Origin of the sequence: Pseudomonas sp. A014, from assembly GCF_052378495.1 — a bacterium.
Taxonomy (GTDB): Bacteria; Pseudomonadota; Gammaproteobacteria; order Pseudomonadales; family Pseudomonadaceae; genus Aquipseudomonas; species Aquipseudomonas machongensis.
In genome coordinates this window covers 5,411,400-5,424,100 of the sequence record NZ_CP199001.1, presented here as the reverse complement: position 1 = coordinate 5,424,100, position 12,701 = coordinate 5,411,400, and the positions used below count along the sequence as shown (strand labels likewise).

Here is a 12,701-nt window from a genome sequence, read left to right as displayed (position 1 = left end):
ACCGCGATGGCGTCACGCCCCCAAGGAATGCAATGAAAGTCCTATTTCTGGTGCAGAAGGAACAACGGGCCATCCTCGATCGCCTGTACGACGGCGTCGCGGCCAACTGCGAGTGCGATTTGCGCTGGTTGTCGAGCGACGACCAGCGCAACCTGCGACGCTACTTCAAGCGTGAAGTGGACGTCGAGCGCTATGACCGTATCGTCTTTTTCCTGCGCTTCAAGCAGGAGATCCGCCAGGTCGGCTTCATTCGCACGATCCCTAATCTGGTGATCCTCGAGCACGACGCCTACCAGAACTACATTCCCTGCAAATACACCGGCAAGTTCAGCGCGCACTACCGCAAACTGCCTTGGGCGCGAGTGATCAGCTCTGGCTACATGGTCAGCGAGCGCCTGCGCCAGGAAGGTTTCGATGCGGTGTTCGTGCCCAAGGGCTATGACGAGCAATTGCTGACCGACCAGGGGCGTGAGCGTGATATCGAACTGGCCTTTGTCGGCAGCACCAAGAGCGTCGCCTATAGCGGCCGCAAGGCGTTGCTCGATGAACTGGGGCAGGTGGAGAACCTGGTCGTGACTCGTACCAAGTCCGGTGAAGACTACTGCAATACGCTCAACCGTATCCGCTTCTTCGTCAGTGCCGACGTTGGCATGGGCGAGTACATGATCAAGAACTTCGAGGCCATGGCCTGTGGCTGCGTGCTGCTGGCTTTCGACCAGGGCGAGGCGGAAAACCGTGCGTTGGGTCTCGAGGACATGCACAACGTGGTGCTGTACGACAGCATCCCGGTGCTGCAGGAGAAGTTGCGGACATTGCGCGCCGATCCGGCACTCGCCGAACGCATCGCCGCCAATGGCCGCGAACTGGCGGTTTCTGGCTTTAGTTTTGCCCAGGTCGGGCGTAGCATCGTCGACCACATGATGCCCCCCCTCAGACCACGAGCGCCGCTCAGTGCGTGGCAGCGTCTGCGTCTGAAACTGGGGTTTTGAACCACATCAACCTGTCCATCGGACGGATTGGAAATGGCCGCAAGGCGGAGGGAGCCCAGTGCGCTTCTCGGAAAACAGTGACATCACGCTGGTGGTAACCAGCTGCGGGCGTTTCGACCTGCTCAAGGCAACGCTGGAAAGCTTCGACCGCTACAACACCGCGTCGATCCGTGAGGTGTTCATCACCGAAGACTCGGGAGACGATGCGGTTCACGCTGCCGTCCCCGAGCATTGGAAGGCCCACTGCAAGGTGTTCGTCAACCGGCCCAAGCTCGGGCAACTGGCGTCGATCGACCTGGCCTACAGCCACGTCAAGACGCCCTACATCTTCCATTGCGAGGATGACTGGAGCTTCTATCGCCAGCACTTTGTCGAGGACTCCCGGCTGATCCTCGAGGCCAGCCCGCAGATCCTGCAGGTATGGCTGCGCAGCCATGCTCACGACCTGGCGATCCATAGCCCGTACATCCGCCTGGGAGACCGTCAGGTTATCGCCAATGTGCCGTGCTACCCCTTGCTTTCAGAAAAAGCCGATTGGCAGGCTTTCTCTCTGAATCCAGGATTGCGTCGGCTGAGCGATTACCAGACTTGTGCACCATTTGCGGGGTATCCCGGAGAAAAAGCACTGTCTCGGCGGTACGCCGAGCTGGGCTTGACCGCAGTCACGCTTGAGGGGGACGCGGTCTTGCATACGGGTTTCGGTAGTCATGTGACATTGCCGGGGGAGGCCCAGCGCAAGGCCAAGCGTCGCCAGCGTGACCGGATGAAACTTGTGGCTATGCTCGTAATAGGCGCATTGGTCGGTATCGGAATCGGCTTTCTTGCTCATTGAATCGGTTGACCCAGCGGTCGGCCTGCCGCGTACGAGGGAGCTCCACCGATGAATGTCATCAATGTGATGTGGTCGGGTGGTGCCCCGTACATGTCCGTTCACAAAGTACACCGACAGATCTTGTGTCATGTCGCAGACGACGCCGAGATCAGCAACTGGTTGTTGCTTGGCGAGGGCATGTGCTCTGGCATGGGGGCCATCCGCGAATGGCATATGCCGGCACGTGTACTCAAGGGGCGCAGGTTCTGGCGCCTGTTGATGCCTTGGCTGCACAGACGTTTGCGTGTGGCGCTGGAACACGCCCGACCTGATGTACTGCTGCTCGACGGCATGGGGGTAGCGCGGCTGATTTTGCCGCTGATGCACCACTTCCCGAATACCCGGGTTGTCGTACTGTTTCATGGGACGACACGTATGCGAGGACGCGACATTCGTTTGCTGCGCATGCTGCCGGCGAATCGCCTGAGTATCGCTGCGGTGTCGCGCACGCTTGGCCAGGCACTTGAGCAGGCACTCGGGCGTCCTGTGCATACCCTGCGCATCGCGCTGGATCCGCAGGTCTTTGCCGCATCGCTGTTCGACCGTGACCAGGCTCGACGCTCGCTGGCTTTGCCGCAGCAGTCGAGGCTCGTGTTCGGTGCTGTCGGACGCCTGGTAGAGAGCAAGGGTTTCGAGATGCTGATCGAGGCTTTTGCAAGGGTATGCAGACAGCACTTGGATGTCCGCTTGGTCATCCTTGGCGACGGTGAATTGCGCGAGCGCCTGAGTGCGCGGGTCGAGGCCCTGGGGCTTGGCGACAGCGTGCAGCTTTGCGGCTACCGTTCAGACCTGTCGCAGCTGTATAGAGCTTTCGACTGGTTGCTGGTGCCGTCGCGCTCCGAGGGCTTGGGGCTGGTGCTTCAGGAAGCCGTGCTGGCCGATGTGCCGGTGCTGTGCAGCGACCTGCCAGTGTTTCGCGAGCAACTGGGACAGGCCGGACGCTATCTCCCGGTTGGTGACGAGTCTGCATGGGTGCGTGCCATCGAAGAATGCAACACGCTCAATGAACAGCAAACGGCGGCATCACAACGCCGCGCCCTGGACCCGGAGCAGGCCTGGCAAGCTTTCAGCCAGGGCTCCCGGGCGGTGTTCAAGAGCTCAGGCTCAGCGCCCGAGCAGCGCTGACTTCAGCTCGGCGAGCGGGAAGTGCTCGCCGAGCCGCTCCCGCTCGATGTAACTGGCCAGGTGCTGAACGTTGCGCCGAACCATTCGTGCAGACAACGGTGGACGCAGGAAGCGCATATCGGCGACGTCGATCAGCCCCAGCCGTTGCTCTGGAGTGACAACGACATTGCCCAGGTGCAACGAACGAAAGTAGACCCCTGAACGATGCAGGTGCTGGATCAGTTCGATCAACGGTGGCAGGTAGTCGTTCCAGCTGAATCCCGGAAGGCGGGAGCGCTGCAGGAGTGTTTCACCGGGCAGCGGACGGTAGAGCACGGCCGTGCGTCCAGGCAGATCCAGTTTGTGGTGGCTGATCACATCGAGGGTGGGAATGCCCAGTTGGGTCAGGCGTACTGCGTTTTCGATGAAACGCTGCGAGTAGGGGCGCAGCAGCGCAGATGAAATCAGACGTTTACGACGAAAAACCTTGAGGATATTCCCATCCTCTAGCAGGTAGACTTTGGCGCCGTGACTGTCAGCTTCCAGAATCCTGGCACCATGAGTCAGCTGGTCGAAGTCGGCCTGGGGGAGACGGGAGCATTGCATGGATGTGTGCCTTGTCTTGTGCAGCAAAATGACTGGCAATAATGCCGAAAATAACGTGGTAGCACCATGACGGTGTCATCGGATTGATCGGGGAGAAGCGATGTTGCATGAAAAGCGCTGGGCCCAGGCCTGGCTCGGATTCGGTTTTATCTGGTTCCTTGCGGCGATTGCCCTGGCGCCGAGCAACAAGCTCTACCAGCAAGGTCTGATCCTGTTTCTCTGGTTGCCGACGCTGGTGCTTGCCTGGCCCGCACGCCATCTCCTCCTTGCAAGCTGGCGCCTTCAGCCGGCGCTTTGGACGACGGTGACGCTGCTGTTGGGCTGGGGGGCGATTAGCTTGGCCTGGTCGCCCACCGACGAAGGGGCGCGCGAGGGCAAGCGGCTGGTGTACATTCTGTTGTTCCTGATGTCTTTCCCGCTGCTGGCGCAAATGAATGCCAGTCGTGTGCGACTGTTGCTGCGCGTCGGCGGAGTATTGCTGGCGATTGCCGCGTTGATTTCGATCTATCGCTTCTATCTGCTTGCCGGCAAACCTTTGGCTATGCGTCTTGAGGGTATCGGTCAGATTAGCCATCCGATTCTGGGAGCCTATGTGATAGGGGTCATGGCGGTAGCAATGCTCTATGACGTTCCCCGCGATCGTTTCCTGCAATTGGGCTGGGTGCTGGCACTGGCTTGCATGGGGGTTTTCATCGCCCTTTGCCAGAGCCGCGGCGCAGCCATCGCGTTGCTGCTCACCGTATTGCTGGCTCCTTTCTGGATGCGTGAGCGATTCAGCAAGCTGATCGCCATACTTGCCCTGATGGCCTCCGCGCTGACGCTATACCTGTTCCACGATCAGGCCATGCAGCGAGGCTCGTCCTATCGTCCGGAGATCTTTCACGCGGCATTGCAGATGATCAGCCAGCACCCCTGGACCGGGCTGGGCCTTGGTGCGTTCTATCGGGTCGAGGTGCCAGGGATGGAGTTCGACCATACCCATAACCTGATGACGCATGTCGCCGTCGAGCTTGGGCTGCCAGGCATGCTGCTTTGGCTCGCGACATGGTTGTTCGCCCTGCGTGAAATCTGGCGCGCCAGGGATACCATGTTGGGCAAGTTGGTACTGGGGATGTGGCTGTTCTCCACCGTGGCCATGCAACTTGACGCCGCAAGCCTCACCGGTACCCCCCGCGCGGAGTGGTTCATCAGCTGGTTGCCGGTCGGCCTGGCGATGATGTTGCCGTGGGTGCATGCCGAGCGAAAAGCCTGTGGTAAAATTTCCGGTTCAATCTGAACAGCGAGCTCGATGATGGCCGAAACACCGCGACCGGCGGACAACCCCACCAGCCTGAAGATCTATTTCAGGCTGCTGGGCTATGTGAAACCCTACATCGGCATTTTCCTGCTGAGCATTATCGGTTTCGTGATCTTTGCCTCGACCCAGCCGATGCTGGCGGGGATACTCAAGTACTTCGTCGATGGCCTGAGCAATCCGCAAGCGGTGTTGTTCCCCGACGTCCCCTACCTGCGCGACTTGCAATTGCTGCAGGCGGTGCCGTTGCTGATCATCCTGATCGCTGCCTGGCAAGGGCTCGGGTCGTTCCTCGGTAACTACTATCTGGCCAAGGTGTCCCTCTGCCTGGTCCACGACCTGCGCCTGGAGCTGTTCAACAAGTTGTTGGTGCTGCCCAACCGCTACTTCGACAGTCATAACTCCGGGCACCTGATCTCGCGCATCACCTTCAACGTCACCATGGTCACCGGTGCCGCCACCGACGCGATCAAGGTGGTGATCCGTGAAGGCCTGACCGTGGTGTTCCTGTTCATCTACCTGATGTGGATGAACTGGAAGCTCACCCTGGTGATGGTTGCCATCCTGCCAGTCATTGCAGTGATGGTGAGTACTGCCAGCAAGAAATTCCGCAAGCAGAGCAAGAAGATCCAGGTGGCCATGGGGGACGTCACCCACGTGGCCTCCGAAACCATCCAGGGCTACCGCGTGGTGCGCAGCTTCGGCGGCGAAGCCTACGAAGAGCGTCGTTTCAGAAATGCCAGCCAGAGCAACACCGACAAGCAGCTGCGCATGAACAAGACCGGCGCCCTCTACACCCCGGCCCTGCAACTGGTGATCTACAGCGCCATGGCCGCGCTGATGTTCCTGGTGCTGTTCCTGCGTGGCGATGCCTCGGCTGGCGACCTGGTCGCCTACATCACGGCGGCAGGCTTGTTGCCCAAGCCGATTCGCCAGCTTTCGGAGGTCAGCTCGACCATTCAGAAGGGCCTGGCCGGCGCCGAGAGCATCTTCGAGCAGCTCGACGAGAAGCCCGAGGTGGACGGCGGTACCGTGGAGAAGGAGCGTGTCGAGGGCCGTCTGGAGGTGCGCAACCTGAGCTTCACCTATCCAGGCACCGAGCGTCAGGTGCTGACCGACATCAGCTTCGTCGCCGAGCCCGGGCAGATGATCGCCCTGGTGGGGCGTTCTGGCAGCGGCAAGTCGACACTGGCGGCGCTGATCCCGCGTTTCTACCACCACAACAAGGGCGAGATCCTGCTCGATGGTGTGGAAATCGAGGATTATCGCCTACGTAACCTGCGCCGACATGTGGCTCAGGTGACCCAGCATGTCACCCTGTTCAACGACACCGTGGCCAACAATATCGCCTATGGCGACCTGGCCGGTGCGCCGCGCGAGGCCATCGAGGCTGCCGCGGCCGACGCCTACGCCAAGGAGTTCGTCGACCAACTGCCCAAGGGCTTCGACACCGAGGTCGGCGAGAATGGTGTGCTGCTGTCCGGTGGCCAGCGCCAGCGCCTGGCAATCGCCCGGGCGCTGTTGAAGAACGCTCCCCTGCTGATCCTCGACGAGGCGACCTCGGCACTGGATACCGAGTCCGAGCGTCATATCCAGGCGGCGCTCGACCATGTGATGGAAGGGCGCACCACCCTGGTGATCGCGCACCGCCTGTCGACTATCGAGAAGGCCGACCTGATCCTTGTCATGGACCAGGGGCGCCTGGTCGAGCGTGGTACCCATGCCGAACTGCTTGAGGCTAATGGCCATTATGCCCGCCTGCACGCCATGGGACTCGATGAGCCGGACAAGGCCGATATCACCTGAAACCCTCATGAATCGGGGCGTGTGCGCCCCGATTGTCACTGGAATTGTCCCCGCCGCAGTTGGCGTTAAAGCCGCCGGCTGCCGTGTGCTAATATCCTGCCCCTGTTCATTTTTCCATATGGGTTGCCCATGAAGTTGTCCATGCCGCGTTTCGATCAAGCCCCGGTACTCGTGGTCGGCGATGTGATGCTCGACCGCTACTGGCATGGCGGTACCTCGCGTATCTCGCCTGAAGCGCCGGTGCCGGTGGTCAAGGTCGACCAGATCGAGGATCGGCCCGGCGGTGCGGCCAACGTTGCCTTGAACATCGCGGCGCTTGGCGCCCCGGCTTCGTTGGTGGGCGTCACCGGCCAGGACGAAGCGGCCGACAGCCTGGCCAACAGCCTGCAGGCCGCTGGTGTGCGCTCGGTGTTCCAGCGCATTGCGCACCAGCCCACCATCGTCAAGCTGCGGGTCATGAGCCGCCACCAGCAACTGCTGCGCATCGATTTCGAAGAGCCCTTCGCCACCGATCCGCTGTCGCTGGGGGCCGAGGTCGATGCGCTGCTCGAAGGCGTCAAGGTGCTGGTGCTGTCGGATTACGGCAAGGGCGCGCTGAAGAACCACCAGTCGCTGATCCAGGCTGCTCGCAGCAAGGGCATCCCGGTACTGGCCGACCCCAAGGGCAAGGATTTTTCCATCTATCGCGGTGCCAGCCTGATCACCCCCAACCTCAGCGAGTTCGAGACCATCGTCGGGCGTTGCGCCGATGAAGCCGAGCTGGTCGCCAAGGGTTTGCAATTACTCGACGATCTTGACCTCGGCGCGTTGCTGGTGACCCGCGGGGAACATGGCATGACCCTGCTGCGCACCGGTCATCCGGCCTTGCACCTGCCGGCCCGCGCCCGCGAGGTGTTCGACGTCACCGGTGCTGGCGATACCGTCATCTCGACGCTGGCGGCTGCCATTGCCGCAGGCGAGGACCTGCCGCACGCGGTGGCCCTGGCCAACCTGGCCGCGGGCATCGTCGTCGGCAAGCTGGGTACCGCAGCCATCAGCGCCCCGGAGTTGCGCCGGGCGATCCAGCGCGAAGAAGGCTCCGAGCGCGGGGTGCTGGGGCTCGAGCAGTTGCTGCTGGCCATCGACGACGCGCGTGCGCACAACGAGAAGATCGTCTTCACCAATGGTTGTTTCGACATTCTCCATGCCGGGCATGTGACGTATCTGGAGCAGGCCCGTTCCCAGGGGGATCGCCTCATCGTTGCGATCAACGACGATGCTTCGGTCAGCCGTCTCAAGGGGCCTGGGCGTCCGATCAACAGCGTTGATCGCCGCATGGCGGTGCTCGCCGGCCTGGGGGCGGTGGACTGGGTCATCAGTTTCCCTGAGGGAACGCCCGAAAACCTGCTGCGCCAGGTCAAGCCGGATGTGCTGGTCAAAGGCGGCGACTACGGGATCGACCAGGTGGTCGGTGCGGATATCGTCAAGGCCTATGGCGGCACGGTGAAAGTGCTGGGTTTGGTCGAGAACAGCTCGACCACCGCGATCGTCGAGAAGATCCGCAAGAACTAAGCAGGTGCTGCATCGCGTATCACCGGCCTTGCCTGTGATCGCGGGGCAGGTTGCAGCGGCCAGGCGCCGCTGCTGCTATTTATGCAGTGTGGTCTTTGCCCGCTGCAGCAACGCCCGCGCCTTGTCGCTGAACCGCTGCAGGTGCGAAGGCTTCTCGGGCCGGCTCTCCACCAGCCCTTGCTGACGCACCCAATCCCGCCAGCGCACGCGCTCTTCCCTCACCACCCACCCATCCTGCAGGGCGAAGCTTTCGGCCAGGTATAGCCCGCGTGTGCTCGCGGGTATCAACTGATCCTTCTTCAGGGTGTACAGCTCCGCCAGTGGCTTGCCGTCCTTTAGGGGCATCAGATACAGATCAGGGCGCTTGCGGTTGAGCCGAGCCACCAGTTGGTCGCCTTCCAGGCGCTCGTCGACGTGAAACAGGCTGAGCGACTTGGCCTCTTTGGGTATTTGCAGACGCAGATCGTAAATCAGTTGCAGCGAGGCGGTGGGCAGGTGCACATAGGCCCGTGGTCGCTCGAGCAGCATCAGGTTGCCGCAGTGTACCGGCCGCGCCGCGCCCGAGGCCGGGCTCAGGGTGAAGGGCAGGGCTTCGCGGTAGTGCAGGGCCGCGGCATAAGGGGCGGGTAGCCAAGTGTCGTTGAAACGTCCGCCCAACCAGCCTTCCGGGGTTTCCAGCAGGCATTCTTCTGCCACTTCCTGGATGGCCGTGTGCAGCGGGAGGTTGAGCTCCTGGGCAGGTACGTAACCGGAGATCAGCTTGAGTACGACATCGCCGCGGTCCTGGCGGCGCTGGCGCACCAGCACCCAGTAGTCGCGGTTCTGCCAGTTGAGGGTCAGGCGTACCGAAACGCCCAGGTTGGCCAGTTCGATGACGAAGCGTTCGCTGTCATCCAGCTGGATCGCCTTGCGCCGTTGCAGGGTCTGCGCGAAGTTCAGCGGCATACCGATGCTCTGGTAGCTCAGGCGTTCCGGGGTGGCTTCGACATGCAGCGGCAGGGTCTTGAAGTTGCTCGGGTTCTTGCGGATAAGCGTACGCGCCACGAGGCTCCTCCTTGCATTCGGCGGCCGCGTGAGCGGCTCAGGCCTGGCCCAGAATACGGGCGACGGTGGCCACGTTGTGGGCCAGGTGCAACGGATTGATGGTGCCGACAATAGCACTGCTGACCCCCGGATGGGCGAACAGCAGCTCGAAGCTGGCCTGGACCGGGTCGACTCCTGGAGACAGACAGATATGCCCGCTGGCCAGGGCCTTCTTCACCAGGATGGCCTTGCCGTGTTCGGCAGCGTAGTCCAGCACCGGACGCTCCGCCTGCTCGTTGAGGTTGTAGGTGATCATCGCGCAGTCGCCCTGTTCCAGTGCTTTCAGGCCGCCGGCGGCGGTCTTGCCGGAAAAGCCATAGCCGAGGATCTTACCCTCCTGCTTGAGTGCGGCGAGTGTCTGGTAGACCTCTTGCTGCTCGAGGATGGCCAGGTCGTTGCCGTCGGAATGCACCAGAACCAGCTCGATACGGTCGGTTTCCAGGCGCTTGAGGCTGCGCTCGACCGAGCGTCGGGTATGGGCGGCGCTGAAATCGAAGTGGGACAGGCCGTTTTCGAACTCTTCGCCGACCTTGCTGACGATGATCCAGTCGTTACGCTGGCCACGCAGCAATGGGCCGAGACGCTCTTCACTGCGACCATAGGCCGGCGCGGTGTCGATCAGGTTGATGCCCAGCTCGCGCGCCTGCGACAGCAGCAGGCGGGCCTCGTCGTCGCCGGGGATGGTGAAACCGTTGGGATACTTCACGCCCTGGTCGCGGCCAAGCTTGACCGTGCCCAGCCCCAGTGGCGATACCTTCAGGCCGGTGTCGCCCAAGGGACGGTGGAAATCGTGCAGGGTCGGCAGGCTCATGGCAGCAGTTGCTCCCAGGCCGGCACGCCGAGTGGTGGACGCGGCAAGTCCGTCAGGTCGGCCTGGGCGCTCGGGCAAATACCATCGCGCTCGAAGGCGGCCAGGACGCGGTCGGAGAAGTCTGGCGCCAGCGCCAGCTTGGTCGGCCAGCCAACCAGCAGGCGCTCCTGCTCGCTGAGGAAGGCGTTGTCGGGGCGTACCAGGCCCGACTGTGCGGGCTCTGCGCGATCGACGCGCAAGGTGGCCCAGCGCACCTGGCTTTGATCGACCCAGGGCAGCAGGCCGGCGATCTCTTTTTGCGCTGCGGCAATCTGCGCGGCCGGCTCGCGTGCCACGCCATCGGCTTCGGCGAGGTCGCCGCCCAGGTACCAGACCCACTGGCCATCGGCCGCCGGGTGGGTGGTCACGGTGACCCGTGGCTTGGGACCGCCGCCCAGGCAGTGGGCGTACAGCGGCTTGAGGTTGGGGCCTTTGGCCAGGACCATGTGCAGTGGCCGGCGCTGCTGCGCGGGCTGGCTCAGGCCGAGCGCATGCAACAGGTCCTCGGTGCCGCCGCCAGCACTGAGCACGATGCGTTGGGCGCGAATCTCGCGACCATCGACCTTCAGGCCGACCAGCGCCTGGCCTTCGTGCAGGGGCTCGATCCGCTCGCCAGCGAGCAGGCTGTCACCGGCCAGTTGCGCGAGGTTGCCGAGCAGGCTGGGTACATCGATGACCAGCTCGGCCAGACGGTAGACCTTGCCTTTGAAGGCGCGGTCCTGCAGGGCCGGTGGCAACTGCTCGCCCTTGACCTGATCGACCCGGCCGCGCACGGCCTTGCTGGCGAAGAAGCTGGTGAGGTTGCCGGCCAAAGTGCCGGGCGACCATAGATAGTGGGCATCGGAGAGCAGGCGGGTGTCGCGCAGGTCCAGCTCGCCGCTGCCGGCCAGGGCCTCGCGCCAGCGCCGCGGCATGTCGGCGATGGCCTCCGAAGCGCCGGTCAGCGCGCCGTGCAGGGCGTACTTGGTGCCGCCATGGATGATGCCCTGGGACTTGATGGTCTGCTCGCCGCCAAGGGTGGCGCGCTCCACCAGCACCGTCGAATAGCCCTGGCGACGTAGCCGGGCATTGAGCCAGAGGCCTGCGACCCCGGCGCCGACGATGAGTACGTCAGTGGAAATGGCGGATGGCATGCGGGCACCTCGAAAACTGGAACGATTGCCCAGTATACAGCCCGTGCCCGGCAATGTTGCCTATCGATCAATGCCCAGCAGTCTTGGAGAAGAGCTGGATCACCACCACACCCCCTACGATCATCGCCATCCCTAGCATGGCCGGTACATCCAGCTTCTGCCCATAGATCACCAGCGCTGCGATGCTGATCAGCACGATCCCCATGCCGGACCACACCGCGTAGGCGATACCCACTGGAATGCTGCGCACCACCAGCGTGAGCATCCAGAAGGCCACGGCATAGCCACACACCATCAGCAGCAACGGCAACGGCGTACTCAGGCCCTTGACCGCTTTCATCGAAGCGGTGGCGATGACCTCGGCGCAGATGGCAATGGCGAGATAGGTGTAGGCATTCATGATCGGTTTCCTCTGGTTACTGGTCGGGCATTCTAGGTTGTTCCTGATTGCGGTAAAGTCATTACCTATCGATTCTGGAGATAGGTAATGGCCGAACAGTGGAACCTTGAACAGTTGCGGCTTTTCGTCCAGGTCGCCGAGCTACGCTCGTTTTCTGCCGTGGCCCGTGCCCAGCGCAAGGCGCAGTCGGCCGTGAGCAACGCCATTGCGCTGCTTGAAGCAGACCTTGGCGTGATCCTTTTCGAACGCAGCAGTGGTCGTCAGCCGCGTCTGACCGAAAGTGGCGAAGCCTTGCTGCGTGACGCTCAGGAGTTGTTGCGCCAGTGCGAGCGGCTCGATGGTCGCGCCCAGGCCTTGATGCGCGGCCAGGAACCGCTGCTGCGGGTGGCCCAGGACGAAGCCATGCCCTACCAGCCGGTGATCGACAGCCTTGATGAGTTGGCCAGCCAGTTCCCTTTTCTCCAGGTGCAACTGGCCAGTGGCGCACAGGGCGACGTGGCGCGCAAGCTGGTCGGGCGGCGGGCAGATCTCGGCTTGTTTTTTCATCACGAAAGCATCCCGGACTCGCTGGAGCGCCGTACCCTGGGCAGTGTCGAGATGGTCACGGTCTGTGCTGCGCATCATCCGCTTGCCCATGCCGGACGGGTAACCTGTCAGCAGCTGGCGCGTCACCGGCAGTTGCTCATCGCCCCACAGGACAGCGACTATCCGGGCGGCGAGCCGGTCAGCGCTCAGGTCTGGCGTGCCGACAGCTTCTACGTCATGGCCGAGTTGCTGATGCGCGGTCTGGGCTGGGCCTGGCTGCCACGGCATGTGGTGCAGTACCCGACGTACCAGGCGCACATGGTCGAGCTCGATAGCGAATGGCGCCCGCCGGCGCTGGTTGCCGAGCTGGCCTGGCGGCGCGACGAGCCGCTTGGGCCGGCAGCCCAATGGCTGGCTGAGCGCTTTGCCATGCACCTGCGGGCAATCGGCTAGTCTGACAGACCTTTTTCCCGTGAATCTGAGGTGGCT

Annotated in this window: 12 protein-coding genes; 7 read left to right on the top strand and 5 right to left on the bottom strand. The window is 62.6% G+C overall.

From position 1 onward, the window contains the following. The first annotated feature begins 32 nt into the window (after positions 1-32). Genes ACTYOL_RS25155 through ACTYOL_RS25145 form a run of 3 tightly spaced genes read left to right on the top strand, consistent with a single transcriptional unit; the run spans position 33 to position 2,985 of the window. On the top strand, positions 33-989 hold the full coding sequence (locus ACTYOL_RS25155) for a glycosyltransferase family protein (RefSeq protein ID WP_153774230.1): 957 nt from the start codon (positions 33-35) through the stop codon (positions 987-989). 58 nt (positions 990-1,047) lie between these two features. Then, positions 1,048-1,821 (top strand): glycosyltransferase family 2 protein, encoded by a 774-nt coding sequence (locus ACTYOL_RS25150; RefSeq protein ID WP_125931266.1) that lies wholly within the window; start codon positions 1,048-1,050, stop codon positions 1,819-1,821. A 48-nt stretch (positions 1,822-1,869) separates the two neighbouring features. Then, complete coding sequence (locus tag ACTYOL_RS25145; protein ID WP_153774229.1) at positions 1,870-2,985, top strand: glycosyltransferase; 1,116 nt, start codon at positions 1,870-1,872, stop codon at positions 2,983-2,985. On the opposite strand, the gene ACTYOL_RS25140 is transcribed toward ACTYOL_RS25145, so the two are convergent. Next, on the bottom strand, positions 2,965-3,570 hold the full coding sequence (locus ACTYOL_RS25140; protein ID WP_125931268.1) for a toluene tolerance protein: 606 nt from the start codon (positions 3,568-3,570) through the stop codon (positions 2,965-2,967). The genes ACTYOL_RS25145 and ACTYOL_RS25140 overlap by 21 nt on opposite strands. 100 nt (positions 3,571-3,670) lie before the next feature. On the opposite strand from ACTYOL_RS25140, the gene ACTYOL_RS25135 reads away from it, so the two are divergent. The 3 genes from ACTYOL_RS25135 (at position 3,671) to hldE (ending at position 8,221) form a co-directional block, all read left to right on the top strand. Next, positions 3,671-4,846, top strand: a complete 1,176-nt coding sequence (locus ACTYOL_RS25135; protein ID WP_444757256.1) for an O-antigen ligase family protein — start codon at positions 3,671-3,673, stop codon at positions 4,844-4,846. 15 nt (positions 4,847-4,861) lie between these two features. Next, entirely contained in the window at positions 4,862-6,670 is a 1,809-nt protein-coding gene (gene msbA / locus ACTYOL_RS25130) for a lipid A export permease/ATP-binding protein MsbA (RefSeq protein ID WP_054893200.1), read from the top strand. Between the two features lie 129 nt (positions 6,671-6,799). Continuing rightward, a complete protein-coding gene (gene hldE, locus ACTYOL_RS25125) occupies positions 6,800-8,221 on the top strand; it encodes a bifunctional D-glycero-beta-D-manno-heptose-7-phosphate kinase/D-glycero-beta-D-manno-heptose 1-phosphate adenylyltransferase HldE (protein WP_153774227.1) in 1,422 nt (473 codons plus the stop codon). 75 nt (positions 8,222-8,296) lie between these two features. Here the strand turns inward: hldE and ACTYOL_RS25120 are convergent, their stop codons facing one another. From ACTYOL_RS25120 to ACTYOL_RS25105, 4 genes are all read right to left on the bottom strand, one after another. Continuing rightward, entirely contained in the window at positions 8,297-9,265 is a 969-nt protein-coding gene (locus tag ACTYOL_RS25120) for a metal ABC transporter ATPase (protein ID WP_153774226.1), read from the bottom strand. Positions 9,266-9,302: 37 nt separating this feature from the next. After that, complete coding sequence (locus tag ACTYOL_RS25115) at positions 9,303-10,115, bottom strand: aldo/keto reductase (protein ID WP_153774225.1); 813 nt, start codon at positions 10,113-10,115, stop codon at positions 9,303-9,305. After that, a complete protein-coding gene (locus ACTYOL_RS25110; protein WP_197891966.1) occupies positions 10,112-11,287 on the bottom strand; it encodes an NAD(P)/FAD-dependent oxidoreductase in 1,176 nt (391 codons plus the stop codon). Before ACTYOL_RS25110 ends, ACTYOL_RS25115 begins: the two co-directional genes overlap by 4 nt. A 67-nt stretch (positions 11,288-11,354) precedes the next feature. Further along, positions 11,355-11,687 (bottom strand): DMT family transporter, encoded by a 333-nt coding sequence (locus ACTYOL_RS25105; RefSeq protein ID WP_054893153.1) that lies wholly within the window; start codon positions 11,685-11,687, stop codon positions 11,355-11,357. 87 nt (positions 11,688-11,774) lie between these two features. Between ACTYOL_RS25105 and ACTYOL_RS25100 the strand changes: the two genes are divergently transcribed. Then, entirely contained in the window at positions 11,775-12,665 is an 891-nt protein-coding gene (locus ACTYOL_RS25100) for a LysR family transcriptional regulator (RefSeq protein ID WP_112899311.1), read from the top strand. Positions 12,666-12,701: the final 36 nt, after the last annotated feature.

Excerpts from the sequence above, each read along its gene's own strand:
- ACTYOL_RS25155 (WP_153774230.1), top strand. The coding sequence starts at position 33 with ATGAAAGTCCTATTTCTGGTGCAGAAGGAACAACGGGCCATCCTCGAT.
- ACTYOL_RS25145 (WP_153774229.1), top strand. The coding sequence starts at position 1,870 with ATGAATGTCATCAATGTGATGTGGTCGGGTGGTGCCCCGTACATGTCC.
- ACTYOL_RS25140 (WP_125931268.1), bottom strand. The coding sequence starts at position 3,570 with ATGCAATGCTCCCGTCTCCCCCAGGCCGACTTCGACCAGCTGACTCAT.
- ACTYOL_RS25135 (WP_444757256.1), top strand. The coding sequence starts at position 3,671 with ATGTTGCATGAAAAGCGCTGGGCCCAGGCCTGGCTCGGATTCGGTTTT.
- msbA (WP_054893200.1), top strand. The coding sequence starts at position 4,862 with ATGGCCGAAACACCGCGACCGGCGGACAACCCCACCAGCCTGAAGATC.
- hldE (WP_153774227.1), top strand. The coding sequence starts at position 6,800 with ATGAAGTTGTCCATGCCGCGTTTCGATCAAGCCCCGGTACTCGTGGTC.
- ACTYOL_RS25115 (WP_153774225.1), bottom strand. The coding sequence starts at position 10,115 with ATGAGCCTGCCGACCCTGCACGATTTCCACCGTCCCTTGGGCGACACC.
- ACTYOL_RS25110 (WP_197891966.1), bottom strand. The coding sequence starts at position 11,287 with ATGCCATCCGCCATTTCCACTGACGTACTCATCGTCGGCGCCGGGGTC.
- ACTYOL_RS25105 (WP_054893153.1), bottom strand. The coding sequence starts at position 11,687 with ATGAATGCCTACACCTATCTCGCCATTGCCATCTGCGCCGAGGTCATC.
- ACTYOL_RS25100 (WP_112899311.1), top strand. The coding sequence starts at position 11,775 with ATGGCCGAACAGTGGAACCTTGAACAGTTGCGGCTTTTCGTCCAGGTC.